Annotated in this window: 18 protein-coding genes; 7 read left to right on the top strand and 11 right to left on the bottom strand. The window is 65.8% G+C overall.

The genetic code is table 11. From position 1 onward, the window contains the following. The first annotated feature begins 10 nt into the window (after positions 1-10). The 4 genes from ACVWW6_RS15420 (at position 11) to ACVWW6_RS15405 (ending at position 2,781) form a co-directional block, all read left to right on the top strand. Entirely contained in the window at positions 11-799 is a 789-nt protein-coding gene (locus tag ACVWW6_RS15420) for an SDR family NAD(P)-dependent oxidoreductase (RefSeq protein WP_304548251.1), read from the top strand. A gap of 126 nt (positions 800-925) precedes the next feature. Beyond that, the gene (locus ACVWW6_RS15415) at positions 926-1,363 is read left to right on the top strand and encodes a hypothetical protein (RefSeq protein ID WP_011089901.1); all 438 of its coding nucleotides are present in this window, start codon (positions 926-928) and stop codon (positions 1,361-1,363) included. A 273-nt stretch (positions 1,364-1,636) separates the two neighbouring features. Further along, positions 1,637-1,981, top strand: coding sequence for a hypothetical protein (locus tag ACVWW6_RS15410; protein ID WP_028172999.1), 345 nt, complete (start codon positions 1,637-1,639; stop codon positions 1,979-1,981). Between the two features lie 449 nt (positions 1,982-2,430). After that, positions 2,431-2,781, top strand: coding sequence for a hypothetical protein (locus ACVWW6_RS15405; RefSeq protein WP_028172998.1), 351 nt, complete (start codon positions 2,431-2,433; stop codon positions 2,779-2,781). Between the two features lie 101 nt (positions 2,782-2,882). Here the strand turns inward: ACVWW6_RS15405 and ACVWW6_RS15400 are convergent, their stop codons facing one another. From ACVWW6_RS15400 to ACVWW6_RS15385, 4 genes are all read right to left on the bottom strand, one after another. Beyond that, entirely contained in the window at positions 2,883-3,296 is a 414-nt protein-coding gene (locus ACVWW6_RS15400; RefSeq protein ID WP_011089903.1) for a VOC family protein, read from the bottom strand. A 35-nt stretch (positions 3,297-3,331) separates the two neighbouring features. Beyond that, on the bottom strand, positions 3,332-3,871 hold the full coding sequence (gene kdpF, locus ACVWW6_RS15395; protein WP_456680963.1) for a K(+)-transporting ATPase subunit F: 540 nt from the start codon (positions 3,869-3,871) through the stop codon (positions 3,332-3,334). A 166-nt stretch (positions 3,872-4,037) separates the two neighbouring features. Further along, a complete protein-coding gene (locus tag ACVWW6_RS15390; RefSeq protein ID WP_456680962.1) occupies positions 4,038-5,339 on the bottom strand; it encodes an RNA polymerase sigma factor in 1,302 nt (433 codons plus the stop codon). After that, complete coding sequence (locus ACVWW6_RS15385) at positions 5,336-5,704, bottom strand: YciI family protein (protein ID WP_011089906.1); 369 nt, start codon at positions 5,702-5,704, stop codon at positions 5,336-5,338. The genes ACVWW6_RS15390 and ACVWW6_RS15385 overlap by 4 nt, the downstream gene beginning before the upstream one ends. 144 nt (positions 5,705-5,848) lie before the next feature. On the opposite strand from ACVWW6_RS15385, the gene ACVWW6_RS15380 reads away from it, so the two are divergent. Together ACVWW6_RS15380 and ACVWW6_RS15375 are read left to right on the top strand one after the other, a co-directional pair. After that, complete coding sequence (locus ACVWW6_RS15380) at positions 5,849-6,814, top strand: 2-hydroxyacid dehydrogenase (RefSeq protein WP_011089907.1); 966 nt, start codon at positions 5,849-5,851, stop codon at positions 6,812-6,814. A 284-nt stretch (positions 6,815-7,098) separates the two neighbouring features. Continuing rightward, the gene (locus ACVWW6_RS15375) at positions 7,099-9,066 is read left to right on the top strand and encodes a cache domain-containing protein (protein WP_456680961.1); all 1,968 of its coding nucleotides are present in this window, start codon (positions 7,099-7,101) and stop codon (positions 9,064-9,066) included. A gap of 199 nt (positions 9,067-9,265) precedes the next feature. Here ACVWW6_RS15375 and ACVWW6_RS15370 read toward each other — a convergent pair whose 3' ends face one another. Then, on the bottom strand, positions 9,266-9,928 hold the full coding sequence (locus ACVWW6_RS15370) for a TetR/AcrR family transcriptional regulator (protein ID WP_456680960.1): 663 nt from the start codon (positions 9,926-9,928) through the stop codon (positions 9,266-9,268). Positions 9,929-10,035: 107 nt separating this feature from the next. Here ACVWW6_RS15370 and ACVWW6_RS15365 point away from each other — a divergent pair, with 107 nt between their 5' ends. Next, complete coding sequence (locus tag ACVWW6_RS15365; protein ID WP_011089910.1) at positions 10,036-10,680, top strand: glutathione binding-like protein; 645 nt, start codon at positions 10,036-10,038, stop codon at positions 10,678-10,680. A gap of 51 nt (positions 10,681-10,731) precedes the next feature. Here the strand turns inward: ACVWW6_RS15365 and ACVWW6_RS15360 are convergent, their stop codons facing one another. The 6 genes from ACVWW6_RS15360 to ACVWW6_RS15335 all read right to left on the bottom strand — a co-directional run bounded on the left by ACVWW6_RS15360 (position 10,732) and on the right by ACVWW6_RS15335 (position 18,406). Beyond that, positions 10,732-12,036, bottom strand: a complete 1,305-nt coding sequence (locus ACVWW6_RS15360; RefSeq protein WP_011089911.1) for a TRAP transporter large permease — start codon at positions 12,034-12,036, stop codon at positions 10,732-10,734. Positions 12,037-12,067: 31 nt separating this feature from the next. After that, a complete protein-coding gene (locus ACVWW6_RS15355; RefSeq protein ID WP_028172992.1) occupies positions 12,068-12,661 on the bottom strand; it encodes a TRAP transporter small permease subunit in 594 nt (197 codons plus the stop codon). Positions 12,662-12,669: 8 nt separating this feature from the next. Continuing rightward, positions 12,670-13,668: a TRAP transporter substrate-binding protein gene (locus tag ACVWW6_RS15350; RefSeq protein ID WP_271552346.1), complete on the bottom strand. Its 999-nt coding sequence runs from the start codon at positions 13,666-13,668 to the stop codon at positions 12,670-12,672. 30 nt (positions 13,669-13,698) lie between these two features. Next, positions 13,699-15,357: a hydantoinase B/oxoprolinase family protein gene (locus ACVWW6_RS15345; RefSeq protein ID WP_456680959.1), complete on the bottom strand. Its 1,659-nt coding sequence runs from the start codon at positions 15,355-15,357 to the stop codon at positions 13,699-13,701. Between the two features lie 2 nt (positions 15,358-15,359). After that, positions 15,360-17,444: a hydantoinase/oxoprolinase family protein gene (locus tag ACVWW6_RS15340; protein WP_304566462.1), complete on the bottom strand. Its 2,085-nt coding sequence runs from the start codon at positions 17,442-17,444 to the stop codon at positions 15,360-15,362. 140 nt (positions 17,445-17,584) lie between these two features. Continuing rightward, positions 17,585-18,406: an NAD-dependent protein deacetylase gene (locus ACVWW6_RS15335; protein ID WP_011089916.1), complete on the bottom strand. Its 822-nt coding sequence runs from the start codon at positions 18,404-18,406 to the stop codon at positions 17,585-17,587. Between the last annotated feature and the right edge of the window lie 37 nt (positions 18,407-18,443).

Genomic DNA, 18,443 nt, shown 5'->3' with positions numbered 1-18,443 from the left:
AGATTAGCAAATGCCGCAGGCCCCGCAAAAAGTCGCCCTCGTCACCGGAGCCGCGCGCGGCATCGGGCTTGCGACCGCGAAGAAGTTCCTTGGCGAGGGCTGGCGCGTGGCGCTGCTCGACATCGAGGGGGAGCTGCTCGGCCGCGCCGTCGCCGAGATTGGCCAAGGCGAGGCGACGCTCGCGCTGACCTGCGATGTCTCCGACGCGGCGGCGGTCGGCGCCGCGATGACGACGATCGAGCGGCGGTTCGGCCGGCTCGACGCGCTCGTCAACAATGCCGGGATCGCCGTGTTCGCGCCGCTGATGGAGACGCCGGATGCCGACTGGCGCCGCGTGCTCGAGGTCAACCTCACCGGCCCGTTCCTCTGCACTAAGGCCGCGGTGCCCTTGATGCGCGACAGCGACGGCGGCGCCATCGTCAACATCACCTCGATCTCGGCGGTGCGTGCCTCGACCTTGCGCTCGGCCTACGGCACCAGCAAGGCGGGGCTCGCGCACCTGACCAAGCAGCTCGCGGTCGAGCTCGCCTCGCTCAACATCCGCGTCAACGCGGTCGCGCCGGGGCCGGTCGACACCGCGATGGCCAAGCAGGTGCACACCAAGGAGATCCGCGCCGACTATCACGACGCCATTCCGCTCAACCGCTACGGCCTCGAGGAGGAACTCGCGGAAGCGATCTATTTCCTGTGCTCGGAACGCGCGAGCTACATCACCGGTCAAATTTTGGCCGTTGATGGCGGCTTCGATGCAGCGGGTATCGGCCTGCCCACGTTGCGCGGCCAGCGCCGCAACGGGTAGGCACAGGATTTGTAGGGTGGACAAAGGCGCGACGCGCCGTGCCCATCACCGTCTCCGGATTTGGGTGCCATTGTTGGGCGCGCGACGCTTTGCCCGCCCGACGACGTCGAATGTGCGGAGAGTACGATGCAACGTGCCGTTTTGGTCAAAGCCCTAATGCTCGCGACCGCCCTGCTCGCCTCCGCACCGGTTGCCGCCGAAATCCGCATCATCCAATCACCCGGCGGACGGGTCGGGCCGTTCCTCGACCTATTCGAGAAGGTGCGCGAGAGCGGCGAGCGCGTGGTGATCGACGGTCCCTGCCTGTCCGCCTGCACGCTGGTGCTGAGCATCGTGCCGGGCGAGCGCATCTGTGTCACCAAACGCGCCGTGCTCGGCTTCCATGCCGCGCGTTCGGTCGACCGGCGCGGGCGCTTCTATGCCGAGCCGGAAGCCTCCGACGCGGTGCTCCAAGCCTATCCGGGGCCGGTGCGCGACTGGATCAGCCACCGCGGCGGCCTCACCTCACGGTTGCTGCTGTTGAAGGGGCGCGACCTCGCCGCGATCTATCCGCGCTGCCGGTGAGGACTTGGCGGTCACCAGCCGCGTGACCAGGTTGCGTCCGCCGCTGTCCGACGATTGAGCAGTTTTGCAGAATTTCGACTTTCCGGACGCCGAATCCGCTCAACCGCTTCGCAATGCCTGCACAATTTACGCGGTTTCCAGCCTTTCCCTGCAGTCTATGATGGTCGCGGCTCAGACTGAGACCGCGGCGGCGTCACGATCTCAGCAGTGGTCACGGACGAGGATGGTGCCGTTTTTTTCAAGATTGCTCATTTTTAAAAGGGGTCGCACGCTATGCAGCCCATCGATTTTCGCTACCGCCTGTCGGACCGGGGACGGATCGTCCTTGGCCAACTGAGCGCCGAGGAAACCGTCGAATTCGAACTGCTGACGCGGCGCGACCGCGAGGGCCTGATGGACCTGCCGTCCGAACTGCGGCTGCTCGAGCTCTACGTGAAGTATATCGGCTCGGGCGCAGAAGCCGCACTCGCGCCGACGGAACCCGCCCGGCACGACATCGCGCCGCTACGACCGAGGAGACCGCCGCCCTCGCGGACGGCGCGGCCGCGCAACTACGTCGTTTCGATGATTGTGATCGCAAGCGTCAGCTTCACGCTCATCGCATTGCTTGTGAGCTAATGGCGCTCGTGAGCTAGCACGCAAGCGCGCCGGCGAAATTACGCCGGTCATGCGGTCGCCGGGTTCTAGAAGAACCTCTGGATCATCTGCGCCAATTCCATGCTCGCGCAGATAAGCATACCCCAAAGTGCAAAATTGATCTGTAGCGCCGCTGCCATCGGTCGCTCCCCTTGTAAGTACGCCCATCCCAGTTTGTAGAATTTATGAAGGAATGATTAGCGATTTTGACAGGCAGTTCACAGCCTATTATTGCGCCAGTTGTTGTGCGATGCGGTCCCGATCATTTCACGAAGCGGCCCCACTGCTCTCGCAAAGTCATGCGAATCGAGACTCCATATTCCTATCCGGCCATGCCGGCCAGTTCGTTTCCCTTAGGTTCCATTTAACCGACGCGATGCAAAATCCCTCACGCGGATTTTGTGTGTCGCGTACCGCACTGAGGGTTCGGCATGATGCGACACGGCTTCGTCTTGCTTACTTTTTGCGCAGCGCTCATGGGCTGCGCGGCGGCGCCGGCGCAGGAGCGTCGTCCGATCGCATGGGACGGCCTCGGACAGAACCCGAACCGGCCACCCGTCACAAAGCGGCGCGCAGCGAACCCCGCACCCACGCAGGAAAATCCCAATCAGGAACGGGAAAGAGTGCTCGGGACCTTGCGCCCCTACTCCGAAGCGTGGTGGGCGGTCCATGACGAAATCGAAGCGGAGAATGACAGGCAGCTCGGCACGAAGCTCGTGATCTGCCCTCGCTGCGTCCAGTCGCCGTCCCCCGGCGAGGACGTGACCGGATCGGTCCGTTGAAACAGCAAACGGCCGATCCGGCTATGACGTGACCGCCTTGGGCGCGCCCCTTACCCGCAACGATCGAGGGAGGGGCGCCGCGTGCCAGGCGGTCGCGCCCGTCACATTCCCTCCGCCGGGCAGTTCACCATCCAGGGGATGCCGAACTTGTCGACGCACATGCCAAACCCCTTGGCCCAGAACGTCTTGCTGAACGGCATGGTGACGGTGCCACCGTCGGCGAGCGCGTTGAACTTGCGCTCGGCGTCCGCGACGTCGGCGATCGTCAGCGAGATCGAGAAGCCCTGCGGCTTCTGGACATGCTCGGGCGGCGCGTCGGAGGCCATCAGCACGCTGCCGCCGGGCAACGACATCCGCGCATGCATGATCGTCTTCTCGCGGCCGGGGGCGGCCGGCATGTCCGGCGGCGCGTCCGAGACGCGCATCATCGCGTCGATCTTGCCGCCGAGAACCTTGGCGTAGAAGTTGAACGCCGCTTCGCAGGTGTCCTGATAGAACAGATATGGATTGAGCATCGCTTCTCTCCTTTTCTTTCCCTGGGCTGTGAGGCTCATTGTTTCTCGGTGAGCTTCTTCAGGCTGACGAGGCCGGCCTCGAAATCCTTGCCGATCATGCTGTCCATGTTGATGAAGACCTGCATCACCTTGGACATGAAGGGCGCCGGACCGTACATCGCCCATGTGACCAGTGTAGCATCGCCTTGCGGCACAAAGGTGAACTCGGCGGTGTTGTGGCCTTCGAAGGGACGCTCGAAATCGAGCTTGATGCGGAGCTTCGACGGCGTGCTCGCCTCGAGGATCTCCATGTGGCCGGCGCCGACGTTGTTGTTCCCGTCCCAGGCATAGGTCGCGCCCTTGCCCCGCGCTGTTCCGCCGAACGTCCGCTTCATGGCGGGATCGCGGTTCTCATAGGGCGACCAGCTGGTCCAGAAGTGGAAGTCGGCGACCACCGGATAGATGGCATCGGCCGGCGCCTTCACGGCGAGCGAACGCTCGACGCGAAAGGTGTCAGGCTTGGTGAAGGCGAAGACGAGGACGCCCGCTAGTCCGACCGCGAGCACGATGGCGATGATGGCAATGGCTTTCAGCATGAATGGCTCCCTGGATACGGGATTAAGACGAAGGGAGGAGGCTGAGGCCGACAATTCGAAATGAGATTTTTTGGATCGTCATTCCGGGGCGGTCCGCAGGACCGAACCCGGAATCTCGAGATTCCGGGTTCGATGCTTCGCATCGCCCCGGAATGACGGCAAGCCGTCATTTCGCCTTCGCACCCTGCCTGGCGCTCCCGTTGCTGCTCTTCGGCTGGCTGTCCCGGATCAGGCGATCGATGTGCATGCGGATATGGGCGGCTTCCGCCGAAGTGTTGGCGAGCGCGATGGCGCGGTCGAAGGCGATGCGGGCTTCGTCATTGCGGCCGAGCTGCATCAGGAAGGCGCCGCGCACGCCGTGGAAATGGAAGTAGTTGCCAAGCTTTGGTGCCAGCGGCTCGATCAGGTCGAGCGCGGCTTGCGGCCCGCGCACCTTGGACACCGCGACCGCGCGATTGAGCGTCACCACCGGCGACGGCTGCGCCAGTTCCAGCGCGCCATAGAGCAGGTCGATCTGGGCCCAGTCGGTCTCCTCCGGCGTCGCCGCACGGGCATGCAACGCGGCGATTGCGGCCTGAATCTGGTAGGGCCCGCTGCGGCGATGGCGCATCGCCTTGTCGATCAGCGCCAGCCCTTCCGCGATCATGGAGCCGTTCCACAGGGAGCGATCCTGGTCCTCCAGCAAGATCAGCGAACCGTCGTCCGCAAACCGCGCGGCGCTGCGCGCATGCTGCAACAGCAGCAATGCCGCCAGCCCCATGATCTCCGGCTCGCTCTGGAACAGCCGCAGGAGCAGCCGCGCCAGCCGGATCGCCTCCTCGCAGAGCGGCTTTCTGATCTCGGCGGTGTCGCCGCTCGCCGAATAACCCTCGTTGAAGATCAGGTAGATCATCGCCGCGACGCCCGCGAGCCGCTCGGAGCGTTCGATCGGGCCGGGCGTTTCGAAAGGCGTCTCGGCCTCCGCGACCTTCGCCTTGGCGCGCGTGATGCGCTGCTCCATCGCCGCCTCCGAGACCAGGAAAGCGCGCGCGATCTGCTTCACCGTGAGACCGGAGACGATGCGCAAGGCGAGCGCGATCTGCTGCGTCGCCGGCAATTGCGGGTGGCAGCAGATGAACATCAGCCGCAAAATGTCGTCGCGATAATGCGAGCCGTCGAGCCGCTCGGCGAGCGCGCCCTCGGCATCGTCGAGATCGGAGATCGCCTGATCGTCCTCGGGCAGCGGCTGCTGCTTGCGGGCGCGCCGCACCTCGTCGATCGCGACATTGCGGCCGACCATGATCAGCCAGGCCGCGGGATCGCGCGGCGGGCCGTTCTGCGGCCAGGTCTTGAGCGCGCGCAGGCAGGCGTTCTGGAAAGCCTCCTCGGCGGTGTCGAGATCGCGGAAATAGCGCAGCAGCGCGCCGACCGCCTGGGGTCGCGCCGAAGTCAGCGCGGTCTCGATCCAGGCGGTATCAGTCTCGCTCACGTCAAATTTCCTCCGGGCCTGAACACGCCGACGGGACGCACCTCATAGGCGCCGCCGGGGTTGGCGGCGCCGAGGTCCCGCGCGACGTCGAGCGCATCGTCGAGGTTCTTGCAGTCGACGATGTAGAAGCCGAGCAACTGCTCCTTGGTCTCGGCATAGGGGCCGTCGAGCACCAGCGGCGGGTCCTCTTTACGCAGCGTCGCCGCCGCGGTGGTCGGCAACAGCCGCGCCACCGGACCGAGCCGGCCTTGGCTCGTGAGCTTCTCCTGCACCACGGCGAGCTTCTTCATCACCGCCTCGTCCTGGTCCTTGCTCCAGGAGCCGACGAAGTCCTCGTCATGATAGCAAAGGATCGCATAAAGCATGGGCAGCACCTTCCCTGACCTCTTGTTGTAAAGACGATCCACTATGCCCCGCCCCGACAGGGCTGCGGAAAAAATTTGCAAGAAAAATCCGGCAGATCGTGCCAAGGAGAGCCCTCAAAATCGGAACACGACGAGGCACTTCGAATGACCAAAGGCACACTGGCCGTCCTGATCAACAGCACGCAGCAGAACTGGCTGCCGGAGCGCTGGAAGGCCCGGTTCGATTCGGTCTGCGGAGGCCGCCGCGTGGTGCTGCTGCCGGATACGGCGCTCGATCCGGCCGAGGTGCATTATGCCGCGGTGTGGAAGCCGGTGCCCGGCGATCTCGGCTCGTTCCCCAATCTGCGCGCGATCTTCAATCTCGGCGCCGGCGTCGATGCCCTGATGGCGGACAAGAGCCTGCCCGACGTGCCGCTGGTTCGCGTCGCCGTGCCCGACCTGACCAATCGCATGACCGAATACGTCGTGCTTCACGTGCTGATGCACCACCGCCAGGAGCTGTATTTGCGGCAGTCGCAGCGCGAGAAGCGCTGGGAGCCGAAATATCAGTGGCCGGCAAGCGCAGTCACGGTCGGCGTCATGGGACTGGGCACGCTGGGTGCGGACGCGGCCGACGTGCTGCGGCGGCTCGGCTTCCGCGTCGCTGGCTGGAGCCGCAGCCCGCGCACGATCGAGGGCGTCGAGTGCTTCCATGGCACCGCCGGAATCGATGCGTTCCTGCGCGCGACCGACATCCTGGTCTCGCTGTTGCCGCTGACACCGGACACGCACGGCATCCTCAACCGCGACGTCTTCACAAAGCTCAACCGCAAGAGCCCGCTCGGCGCCCCCGTGCTGATCAATGCCGGCCGCGGCGGCTTGCAGAACGAAGCCGACATCCTGGCCTGTCTCGACGACGGCACGCTGGGCGCCGCCTCGCTCGACGTCTTCGTGCAGGAGCCGCAGCCGAAAGACAGCCGCTTCTGGACCCATCCCAAGGTGCTGCTGACCCCGCACAACGCCGCGGACACCGACGCGGAAGCGATCTCGGCCTATGTCGCCGAGCAGATCGCACGGTTCGAGGCCGGCGGCGCGCTGGAGAACGTGGTGGACCGGACGCGGGGGTATTAGGGCCGCACGCGGCCGCCTCACCCTCGGCGTCGTCCTGGCGAAAGCCAGGAACCCAATACCCCAGGGAGCAGTCGTGGTGCGAAGTGGCAACCACGAATCTTCGCCAAACTACGTCCGGTGGTTATGGGTCCTGGCTTTCGCCAGGACGACATCGGAGTTTTTGACACGCGCCCACCGTTTCACCCGCCCCCCACAACCACCCCGCTCAGCCGGTATTCCGTTCACCCTCTCTTAGCGAGAAGTTGATAAGCGTTGTTAACCAACGCTCAAGGAACGAGTCGGACATGCAGACGAGCCTCGGCCTCAGGATGCGGATCACGGTTGCGCTGGCGGTGACGGCGGCGGCGACCGCGCTGTTTGCCGTGCTGGGCGCGATGTGGATCATCGCCGGCATCATCGACCGCGCCGACCAGCGCGAACTGCGCAGCCACTACGACGCCCTGCAATCGCGCATCGCCGAGGAATCGCACCGCGCCGCCGCGATGAGCGCCGTGGTGGCCGCGATGCCGGCGACGCAGGAGGCGATCGCGAAGCAGGACCGCGAGGCGCTGGTGCGCCTGTTCGGACCGGTGTTCACTGCGATCAAATCCGACTACGGCGTCGACCAGTTCCAGTTCCACGTGCCGCCGGCGACGTCCTACCTGCGCGTGCACCAGCCGGCCAAGTTCGGCGACGACCTCTCCGGCTTCCGCAAGACCGTCGTCGTCGCCAACCAGGACCGCAAGGTCGTGGTCGGGCTCGAGGGCGGCGTGGCCGGGCTCGGCATCCGCGGCGTGGTGCCAATCGCGCAAGGGGCTACGCATCTCGGCACGGTCGAATTCGGCCTGACCTTCGGACAGCCGTTCCTCGACGATTTCAAGACCAACCGCCATGTCGACATCGCCTTCCATCTCGCCGACGGTTCGGGCTTCAAGCTGTTCGGGGGCACGCTGAAGGGAAAGAGCTTCTTCGATACGGCCGATTACGGCCGTGCCGCCGAGGGCGGCTTCACGGTGCGACAAGCCAGGCTCGACACCACGCCGGTCGCCGCGCTGCTCGGACCGATCAGGGACTTTTCCGGCAAGCCGCTCGGCGCGGTCGAGCTCGTGATGGACAATGCCGATTACGAGGCTTCCGCCGATCGCGCCTGGCTGCTGGCGATCGGGATCGCCGCGCTCGGGCTCGTGCTCGCGGCGATCGTCGGCTATCTCATCGCCCGCAGCATCTCGCGCCCGATCCTGTCGATCACGAACGTGATGCGCGAGCTCGCGGACGGACGTCTCGATGTCGCCGTGCCCACCAGCAAGGCGAATGACGAGGTGGGCGCGATGGTGAAGGCGGTCGCGGTGTTCCGCGACAATGCGGTGAATTTTGACAAGCTCCAGGCCGAGCAGCTCGAGGCCAAGGCGCAGTCCGAGGCGGAGAAGCGGCGCGCCTTCGCCGCGCTCGCCGACAATTTCGAGGCCAGCATCCGCGAGGTCGTCACCACGGTGTCCGCGGCCGCGGTCGAGATGGAGCACACCGCGCGCTCGATGTCCGCCATCGTCGAGCAGTCGCGCGAGCAGACCCGCACGGTGTCGTCGGCCTCGGCGCTGGCCTCCGAGAACGTGCAGACGGTCGCGGCTGCCGCGGAAGAATTGTCCTCGTCGATGACCGAGATCAGCCGGCGGCTCGCCCACGCGACCGAGGTGGTCGGCAAGGCCGCGAGCGACGGACGGCAATCGAATGCGCGCGTGCAGAGCCTGGCGGATGCCGCGCAGAAAATCGGCGACGTGGTCTCCTTCATCAATGGCATTGCGGGCCAGACCAATCTGCTGGCGCTCAACGCGACGATCGAAGCGGCGCGCGCGGGCGAAGCCGGTCGCGGCTTTGCCGTCGTCGCCTCCGAAGTGAAGGCGCTGGCGACCCAGACCGCGAAAGCAACCGAGGAGATCGGCGCGCAGGTCACCGCGGTACAAGGAGAGACCACCGGCGCGGTCGACGGCATCCAGTCGATCTGTGCGACGATCCAGCAGGTCGACGAAATCTCGGCCGCGATTGCCGCCGCCGTCGGGCAACAGGGCACCGCGACGCAGGAGATCGCACAGAACGTCCAGCAGGCCGCCGCCCGCACCGGCGAAGTCTCGCAGAACATCTCCGGCGTCACCGCCGGCATCGCAGCGACCGGAACGGCGGCCGAGGAAGTGCTGGGCTCCGCGATCGAGCTGTCGAAGCAGTCGCAACGGCTGCGCGACGAGGTCGATCGTTTCCTGGCGCATATCCGGGCGGCGTAGTCGAGCGCGAGATCGCGCTACATTCTCGCTGTCGTCCCCGCGAAGGCGGGGACCCATAACCCCAGGGAGAAGTTGCAGCGCGAGACTGATAACCCCGAGTCTTCGCCAAACCACTCCCTGTGGCTATGGGTCCCGGATCGGCGCTCCGCTCTAGACAACGCTACGCGTTGTCGGGAGCTGCGCTTGTCCGGGACGACAGCTAGGGTCTGACCCCCGCCATCACATCGATCGCGCCCTTCACGATTGCTTCCAGATCTTTCCGCGAGACACGCGCGCGCGAGCGGATGGCGATCGAGTGTACCGTCGCTGATGCAAGCTGGGCCAGAACGGCCGGGTCGGCGCTCTCCGGCAGTTCGCCCTTCTCCTTGGCGCGGCGGAAGCAATTCGCAAACGCCTTGTCGAGCTCGGCGAGACCGTCGAGCACCATGGCGCGGATGTCGGGATCACCGACCGCTTCGGACGCCGCCGTCACCACCGTGAAGCAGCCGCGCGGGCCCGTTTCGCCGGACAGATAGATGTTCAGCGCGGAGGCGAAGATGCGCTCCAGCCGCTGGCGCAGCGGCATCTCCTCGCGAAAGATCGCGGCCATGGATGCCCGCGCGTCCTCGCGGTAGCGCTGGTAGCTCTTGATATAGAGCTCGCGCTTGTCGCCGAAGGCCCCGTAGAGACTCGGCCGGTTCATGCCTGTGGCCTCGCTGAGATCGTCGAGCGAAGTCGCGGCAAAGCCCTGCCTGCGGAATAGGTCGAGCGCCTTGCCGAGCGCGACATCGGGCTCATAGGCCCGCGGACGGCCGCGGCGCTTAGGTTCGCCGCGGCGCTCGGGCTCATTGGCAGCAGTTGGCGGCTTCGATTTTTGTACCATTTCGCAAATTAATCCTTGACCGCCGATATATTATGCAACACAGTACAAAAATCAATCTGGCCAGGTTGAGCGATACCCGAAAGAGGAACTGCCCAAGGAGGCTACAGATGGATCTCTATTTCTCGCCGCTCGCCTGCTCGATGGCGACCCGCGTCGCGCTGTACGAAGCCGGCGCCGAGGCGAATTACCTCGAAGTCGATCCGCCGACCAAGAGGGTGCTGAAGGACGGCACCGATTTCCGCACCGTCAACCCGATCGGCCTCGTGCCGACGCTGCGCACCGACGAGGGCGTGGTGCTGACCGAGAACGCGGCGATCCTGCAATATGTCGCGGACCGCTTCCCGCAATCCGGCCTCGGCGCGAGCGCGGGCATCGAGCGCACCCGACTGCACCAGTGGCTCTGCTTCATCGGCACCGAACTGCACAAGGGGCTGTTCATTCCCGTGCTCGACCGCAAGGCGCCGCAGGAGACGAAGGCCTACGCGCTGGAGAAGAACCTGTCGCGGCTCGATTATCTCGACAACTACCTTGAGGGACGCGACTTCCTGCTCGACCATTTCAGCGTGGCCGACGCCTATCTCGTCACGGTCATCAACTGGACTATGGCGACGCCGCCGATCGAGCTCGCCAAATGGCCGAACGTGAAGGCCTATTACGAACGCCTGCGCCAGCGGCCGTCGGTGGCGAAGGCGATCGCGGAGGAGTTCGAGTTGTACAAGGCCGAACAGGCGCGGAAGAAGGCGGCGGCGTAAGCTTCGTGAATCAAGACGCCGTCCCGGCTATGTCGCCGGGGCGGCGCAAATCTATCCGTACAGCACCCGCGGCAGGATCGTGACGATCCCGGGCCACAGCGTCAGCAGCAGCACGAAGCCGACCATGATCATGAGATACGGCATCGTGACGCGCGCGATGTAGCCGAGGCCGTCTTCGGTCAGGCCCTGGATCACGAACAGGTTGAAGCCGACCGGCGGGGTGATCTGCGCCATCTCGACCGCGAGCACGAGGAAGATGCCGAACCAGATCTCGTCGAAACCTGCGCCCTTCACGATCGGCAGCACGATCGGCAGCGTCATCACGATCATCGAGAAGCCATCGAGAAAGCAGCCGAGGATCAGGTAGAAGATGATCAGCACCACGATCAGCATGAAGGGCGACAGGCCGAGGCCCTTGACGAAGGCGGCCACCGCCTGAGGAATGCCGAGGAAGGCTGCGGCATTGCCGAGGATCGAGGCGCCGAGCACGATCAGCGCGATCATCGAGCAGGTCACGACCGAGCCGATCAGCACGTCGCGCATCACCTGCTGCGACATCGAGCCTTGCGCCCAGGCCACCAGCCCCGCCCCGAGCACCCCGACGGCGGCGGCCTCCGAGGGCGTGGCGAGCCCGCCATACATCGAGCCGAGCACGCAGGCGATCAGGAACAGCGCCGGCGCGAGATCCTTGAGCGCCGCAAAACGCTCGCCCCACGGCACCTGCGAGAGTTTTGCTTCCGTCTCCGGCACCATCGAGGGCTTGAGGGTCGTGTGCAGCATCACCCAGCCCATGAAGGTCGCCGCCAGCAGCAGGCCGGGCAGCACGCCGGCCGTAAAGAGCTTGAGAATGGAGACGTCACCGAGCACGCCGTAGATGATCATGATGTTGGACGGCGGGATCAGGAAGCCGAGCGTGCCGGCGCCTGCGAGCGAGCCGATCGCGATGTCGCGCGAATAGCCGCGGCGCAAGAGCTCGTTGAGCGACATGCGGCCGATCACCTGCGTGGTCGCCGCGGACGAGCCGGAGATCGCCGCGAAGATGGTGCAGCCGATCACGTTCACATGCAGCAGCCGGCCCGGCAGCAGACCGGCCCAGGGCGCAAGTCCCTGGAACAGCGAGCGCGACAGGCGGGTGCGGAACAACAATTCGCCCATCAGGATGAACAGCGGCAGCGCCAGCAGCTCCTGCGTGGTCAGAATGTTCCAGGCGTATTGCGGCAGCAGCTTGTCGAGCGGAATCGAGCGGAACATCGCCAGCAGCAGCGTGGCGGTGAGCGCGAGCGTGAGACCGATCCAGACACCGCCTGCCAGCAGCGCGAACAGGATCCCAAACAGGGCGACGACTTCGATGGTCATGCGATCTTGAATCCGGGTGCGGGCAAAACGATCATTCGACGGGCGAGGCCTTCATGCGGTGATCCTCGAGCGGCAGGCCGAGGATGGCCTGGATCGCGCGCGCCAGGAACTGGAGCGTAAGCAGCAGCATGCCGAAGGTGACGACGGCTTCCGGAAACCACAGCGGCGTGTCGCTCGAGGTCGAGACCTGGCCGCGCACATAGGCGCCGTAGGCGAACTTCGCCATCGCGGAGGTCAGGAACGCCATGAAGGCGAAGCCGGCGGCGGCCGAGAGGATTTCGATCGCACGTTGGAACGGTGCGGGGACGTTCTTCAGCAGCAGCACCACGCGGATGTGGCCGCCGACGCGCAGGGTCATGGCGGCGCCGAAGGTGAAGGACGCCGCCATCAGGTAGGAGGAATATTCCCACGCGATCGAGATGGTCGGCGGGAAGAACGGCAGGAAGTTCGAGAGGAAGCGGGTTGCGACCTCGCACAGCATCAACAGCGTCAGCGTCAGCAGACAGCCGCCGCCGATCCAGCCGTCGAGCCGGCCGAGACGGTCGATGCCGTCGAGCAGGATGCGCAGCGGCGCGGGCGCCGCTGCATTGAGGCTTTGCGGTGCTGCGGGCGAAACGCTGACCATGGCTTGGCTCAGCGCTTCATTTCAGCGAGATAGGCCCGCACCGGCTTGTCGGCCGCCGGCACGCGCTTGAGGAAGGCGTCGAGCTGCGGCGCGGTCTTGGCCCGGATGTCCGTCATCATCGCCTCCGAGACCGGGATCACCTCCATGCCGCCTTCCTTGAGGCGGTTGAGACTGTCGACGTCGGCCTTGAGCGAGTTCGCCCAGAAACCCGGCTCCATCTTCGCGGCGGTATCCGCGACGAGCTTCTGCTGATCCGCGCTGAGCGCCTTCCACGAGTCGAGATTGACCGTGAGCATCTGCGACGACCAGACGTGGTTGGTCGGGTAGATGTACTTCAGAAACTCCCAGAACTTGCCGTCGACGCCCGACACCGCCGAGGTGGAGACGCCCGAGACCGCCCCCGACGCCAGCGCGGGGATCGTCTCGCCCCAGGGGATCATCACCGGCGCCATGCCGACCACCGCCAGCATGTCGACGGCGTTCTTGTCGGGCACGCGGATCTTGATGTTCTTCAGGCCCTCGAGGTCGGCGACCTTGACCTTGAGATGCAGGTACTGCGTCGGCCACGGCACGATGTAGAGGATCTTCTGGTTGTTGCGCGCGGCGACCTTCTCGTATTCGGGCCGCACATATTTGTGCAGCACCTTGAGCTCGTCCATCGAGCTGCACAGGAAGGGGATGCTCTCGACGCCCATGAAGGGCTCATCGCCGACCTGCTGGATGTTGAGAACGTCGGCGAGCGGCACGAGGCCATCGCGCACGGCGCGCAAGTGCTCGGGGCCCTTGAAGCCGAGCTGGCCGCCGGCCTTCACGGTGATCGCGACCGAGCCGCCGGTCTGCTTCTTCACCTCCTCGGCGAACGCCATCGCGTTCTGGGTGTGGAAATTGCCGTCGGGCCAGACCGTCGACATGTCCCAGCTTGTCGTTGCGGCCCGCGCGCGGGTCGAGATGTGGCCGGCGGCGAGCAGCGTCGCTGCGCCCGCAGTGAAGTTCCGTCGCGTGATCATTGAGCCCCTCCGTTCACGACGCCTGACGCGTCACCGCGTGTACCCATAAACCGCAACCGCGTTGTCCGCAGACACGAGGCCGCTTTCGATGTCGTCGTTGACGGCCGCGCGCGGCCGCTCGGCCGGATCGCCGATGCCGGCGCCGCCGGGCGTCAGCACCACCAGCCGGTCGTCCGGCGGCACCTGCTGAAAGCCCTTGCCACGCAGCTTCTTGCCGGATTTCAGGCCGACATAGCCGGCCTCGCCGTTCCGGCCGCCGTCGCGGCCGCGCGGCGGATGATCGATACGATCGAACGCTGCCAGAATGTCGAACGGCGCGTCGACGCCGCTGCCGACCTCGATGATCTGGCCGAGGCCGCCGCGGGTGCGCCCTGCTCCGCCGGAATCCGGGCGCAGCTCCTTGCGCCAGAAGATCAGCGGCGTCTGTGTTTCCGCGATCTCGACCGGCGTGCCGCGCACGCCGCTGGGATAGGCGGTGGCCGACAGGCCGTCCTTGCCGAAGCGCGCACCGGTGCCGCCATTGCTGGTGACCGCCATCGAGAACCCGTAATTGCCGCCGACGCCCGAACGGGTCTGTCCGCGCACATTGAGATTCCACAGGCATGAGGTGCCTTCCGCCGGTACGCGCTCGGGAATGATCTGGCGCAGGCAGCCGAACACGACGTCGGGCAGCATCTGGCCGATGATGTGGCGCGAGGCGACCGGCGCAGGCTTCGGCGCATTGAGGATCGCGCCAGGGGGAGCCGACACCGTCAACGGCGAGAGCGAGCCGGCATTGTTCGGGATCTGCGAGGCGACGACGCAGCCGAGGCCGAACACGGTGTAGGCCGTGGTGTAGGACAGAGGCACATTGATGCCGAACTTCGAGGCGGCCGAGGTGCCGTCGAAATCGACGTGAATGCCCGCGTCCGAGATCGTCAGCGTCGCCGCCAGCGTGACCGGTGCGTCATAGCCGTCGACGACCATGGTGTTGCGCCAGCTTCCCTTCGGCAGCTTGGCGATCTCGGCCAGCACGGCCTCGCGCGAGCGGTCGCAGATGTAGTCGCCGAGCTCGTCCAGCGTGTCGATGCCGAACTCGGTCATCATCTCGACCAGGCGCTCGCAGCCGACGTCGTTGCAGCCCGCGAGCGAATAGGTGTCGCCCTCGGTGTCGATCGGCAGCCGCGTGTTGGTGCGGATCATCGCCATCAGCGTCTCGTTGACGACGCCCTGGTCGATCAGCTTCAGCATGGGGATGTAGAGCCCCTCCATGAACACGTCGGTGGCATCGGGCCCGAAGCCGATGCCGCCGATGTCCATGAGATGGCTGGTGCAGGAGAACAGCGCGACCGGCTGGCCGTCCTTGAAGCACGGTGTGGTGACGACGAAGTCGTTGAGGTGGCCGGTGCCCATCCAGGGATCGTTGGTGATGTAGGCGTCCCCCTCCTTCATCGTCTCGATCGGGAAGCGGTCGATGAAGTGCTTGACCGATTCCGCCATCGAGTTGACGTGACCGGGCGTGCCGGTGACCGCCTGCGCCAACATCCGCCCCTTGAGGTCGAACACGCCGGCGGAGAGATCGCCGCATTCGCGCACGATCGGGCTGAACGCGGTGCGGAGCAGCACCTGCGCCTGCTCCTCGACCACGGCGATCAGCCGGTGCCACATGATCTGAAGGTCGATCAGGCTCGCGCCATTTGCCTTGCTCATGATCAAGCTGCCTTCCGTTCCATGACGATGCTGCCGGCACCGTCGATATGGGCGTCAAAACTGTTGGAGACGAAGGTCGAGGTCTCATCCTCCGCGATCACCGCGGGGCCGGCAATCGTCGCCCCCGGCGCCATGTCCTCGCGGCGATAGAGCGGGATCTCGATCACCTCTCCGGCCCGGCCGTCGAAGAATTTCCGGCTGCCGGACGCCTTGCCCGCAGGCATGCGTGCGACGGAAGCGACGACGGACGGATTGCGCGCATCGGTGGTCGCGAGCACCGACCAGCTCAGGACCTCGATCGCAGCGCCCGGAATCGACCGCTCGAACATGGAGGAATAATCCGCCTCGAACTTCTGGCGCAGCCCGGCGAGATCGGCTGAATTCAGCGGCCGGTTCGGCAGCTCGACGCTGATCTCGTGGCCCTGGCCGACATAGCGCATGAAGGCCGCGCGGCGTTCGCGCACCGGCGCACCGGCAGCACCAGGCTCGACTAGCGCACGCGCCTCGGTCGCCATCTCCTGCAAGAGGTCGGAGACCGCCTTGGTGTCGAAATCGTCGAGCCGGACGTGACGGCTGCGCACCAGTTCGTAAGCGATGGGCGCCGCCAAAAATCCGACCGCCGAGCCGACGCCGGCGTTCGACGGCACGATCACCCGGGAGACACCAATCTTCTCGGCGACACGCGCCGCATGCAGCGGTGCGGCACCGCCGAAGGCGATCAGCGTATGCTGGCCGACCACGGCGCCACGCTCGACCGCGTGCACGCGTGCCGCACTCGCCATGTTCTCGCAGACGACCTCATGCACGGCATAGGCCGCGGTTTCCGCCGACAGGCCCAGCGGCTCGCCGACGCTGCGGAGCAGCGCCTGCTTCGAGAGTTCGGGGTCGAGCTTGATCGTGCCCCCCGCGAAGGCGTCGGGATCGATCATGCCAAGAGCGACGTCCGCATCGGTTACGGCCGGGCGCTGGCCGCCGCGGCCGTAGCAGGCGGGCCCAGGCTCCGACGACGCGCTCTCGGGGCCGACGGTGACGCGCTTCATCGCGTCGACATGGGCGATCGAACCGCCACCGGCGCCGATCTCGACCATCTCGATCACGGGGATGCGAACCGGCAGGCCGGAGCCTTTCAGGAAGCGCGCAGCGCGATCGACCTCGAACACGCGCGAGGTCTCGGGCTGGTATTTCTCGATCAGGCAGATCTTGGCCGTGGTGCCGCCCATGTCGAAGGAGAGCACCTTGCTCTCGCCGAGACGCGCAGCGATCTGCGCCGCGAAGATCGCGCCGCCGGCGGGACCGGATTCGACGAGGCGCACCGGAAAGCGCCGCGCCGTCTCGATCGAGGTGACGCCGCCGCCGGACGTGACGAGATAGATGGCGCCGCGGAACTGCTCGACCTGCAGGGCATCGGCCATGCGGGCGAGATAGCCGTCGATCAGCGGTTGCACATAGGCATTCGCGACCGCGGTGGACGTGCGCTCATATTCGCGGATCTCCGGACACACGGCCGATGACACCGTCACGGAAACGCCGGGCATCTCCTCGCTGAGGATCGCGGCTGCGCGGCGCTCATGCTCGGGATTGGCGTAGGAGTGCAGGAAGGCGATTGCGACGCTCTCGACCTTCAATTCACGCAATTTTGGCGCGAGTGCGCGCACCGACGCTTCGTCGAGCGGGAGGCGGATGGCGCCGTGCGCGTCGATGCGCTCGGGCACGGTGAAGCGCAGACTGCGCGGCGCCAGCGGCCTCGGCTTGTCGATGGTGAGGTCGTATTGGTCGTAGCGGCTCTCGGTGCCGATATCGAGCACGTCGCGAAAGCCGTCGGTCGCGATCAGCGCCGTCTTGGCGCCGCGGCGCTCGATGATGGCGTTGGTCGCGAGCGTGGTGCCGTGAATGAAGACGTCGATGTCGCTGATATGGGCGCGCGCATCGGCGAGAATGAGACGCATCCCGTCCAACACCGCCTGTTCGGGCCGCTGCGGCGTCGTCAGCACCTTGCGCGTCTTGCGCACCTCGCCCATGTCCAGAACGATGTCGGTGAACGTGCCACCGATATCGACGGCAAGCCGCACCTCGGCTCCCTCAAGCATTCCAAATTCTCCGGCTGATCGTCAAGACTGGGGACAAAAACGCAGCAATTTCCGTGCCATCAGGCATGCCGGCAACGCCGCGCCCGGCTATTCTGCTTGGCACCCATGCAATAGGCAAGGCGTGTTCGCCCCGCACGCGATCAGAGCAGGAATGCAAGCGCCGCTTCGCAGCGCTCCTCGACCTTGAGCGTCAGGAGATCGTCGGCGCGGGTGCGCCCGAGATTGACCGCGGCGATCGGGATCTGCCGCTGCGCGGCAGCCTGCACGAAGCGGAAACCGGAATAGACCATCAGCGAGGAGCCGACGATCAGCATCGCGTCAGCCTGCGACAGATGGTCCTGCGCGGTGGCGACGACGTCGCGCGGCACGTTCTCGCCGAAGAACACGACGTCGGGCTTGAGGATGCCGCCGCAGGCTTCGCAGGCGGGCACCTTGAACGACGAAAAATCCGCGTGCTCCAGATCGGCATCGCCATCAGGCGCATCCGAGGCATCGAGCGCGAGCCATTCTGCGTTGGCGCGGCCAAGCGTATCCTGGAATTCGCTCCGCGGCGTCTTCGCCCCGCAGCCCATGCAGCGGACCAGATCGAGCCGACCATGCAGGTCGATCACCTGCCTGTGGCCGGCGGATTGATGCAGCCGGTCGACATTCTGGGTCAGCAGCATCCCGCACCGCCCGTTCGCCTCGAGCCGGGCCAGCGCATGGTGCGCATCGTTCGGCCTCGCCTGACCGAACCGCCGCCAGCCGATCAGGCTGCGTGCCCAATAGCGCCGGCGCGTGTGCTCCTCCGACATGAAGGCCTGGAAATTGACCGGCTGGGTCCGCTTCCAGTTGCCATGGCTGTCGCGATAATCGGGAATGCCCGAATTGGTGCTGCAGCCGGCGCCGGTCAGCACGAACAGACGTTGGTGCCGGGCGACGAAATCCTGGAGCGATTGGTTTGCCAGCGGAGCATTTGACATGGCGCAGATGTAGTCCGCGCCGCGACATTTTGCCAGA

It is taken from the genome of Bradyrhizobium sp. USDA 3311 (assembly GCF_054062495.1).
Note: the sequence above shows the minus strand (reverse complement) of the source record. Positions and strands in the feature narration are given on the sequence as shown.

Coding starts and splice junctions, on each gene's coding strand:
- ACVWW6_RS15420 (WP_304548251.1), top strand. CDS start 11: ATGCCGCAGGCCCCGCAAAAAGTCGCCCTCGTCACCGGAGCCGCGCGC.
- ACVWW6_RS15415 (WP_011089901.1), top strand. CDS start 926: ATGCAACGTGCCGTTTTGGTCAAAGCCCTAATGCTCGCGACCGCCCTG.
- ACVWW6_RS15410 (WP_028172999.1), top strand. CDS start 1,637: ATGCAGCCCATCGATTTTCGCTACCGCCTGTCGGACCGGGGACGGATC.
- ACVWW6_RS15405 (WP_028172998.1), top strand. CDS start 2,431: ATGATGCGACACGGCTTCGTCTTGCTTACTTTTTGCGCAGCGCTCATG.
- ACVWW6_RS15400 (WP_011089903.1), bottom strand. CDS start 3,296: ATGCTCAATCCATATCTGTTCTATCAGGACACCTGCGAAGCGGCGTTC.
- kdpF (WP_456680963.1), bottom strand. CDS start 3,871: ATGCTGAAAGCCATTGCCATCATCGCCATCGTGCTCGCGGTCGGACTA.
- ACVWW6_RS15385 (WP_011089906.1), bottom strand. CDS start 5,704: ATGCTTTATGCGATCCTTTGCTATCATGACGAGGACTTCGTCGGCTCC.
- ACVWW6_RS15380 (WP_011089907.1), top strand. CDS start 5,849: ATGACCAAAGGCACACTGGCCGTCCTGATCAACAGCACGCAGCAGAAC.
- ACVWW6_RS15375 (WP_456680961.1), top strand. CDS start 7,099: ATGCAGACGAGCCTCGGCCTCAGGATGCGGATCACGGTTGCGCTGGCG.
- ACVWW6_RS15370 (WP_456680960.1), bottom strand. CDS start 9,928: ATGGTACAAAAATCGAAGCCGCCAACTGCTGCCAATGAGCCCGAGCGC.
- ACVWW6_RS15365 (WP_011089910.1), top strand. CDS start 10,036: ATGGATCTCTATTTCTCGCCGCTCGCCTGCTCGATGGCGACCCGCGTC.
- ACVWW6_RS15360 (WP_011089911.1), bottom strand. CDS start 12,036: ATGACCATCGAAGTCGTCGCCCTGTTTGGGATCCTGTTCGCGCTGCTG.
- ACVWW6_RS15355 (WP_028172992.1), bottom strand. CDS start 12,661: ATGGTCAGCGTTTCGCCCGCAGCACCGCAAAGCCTCAATGCAGCGGCG.
- ACVWW6_RS15350 (WP_271552346.1), bottom strand. CDS start 13,668: ATGATCACGCGACGGAACTTCACTGCGGGCGCAGCGACGCTGCTCGCC.
- ACVWW6_RS15345 (WP_456680959.1), bottom strand. CDS start 15,357: ATGAGCAAGGCAAATGGCGCGAGCCTGATCGACCTTCAGATCATGTGG.
- ACVWW6_RS15340 (WP_304566462.1), bottom strand. CDS start 17,444: ATGCTTGAGGGAGCCGAGGTGCGGCTTGCCGTCGATATCGGTGGCACG.
- ACVWW6_RS15335 (WP_011089916.1), bottom strand. CDS start 18,406: ATGTCAAATGCTCCGCTGGCAAACCAATCGCTCCAGGATTTCGTCGCC.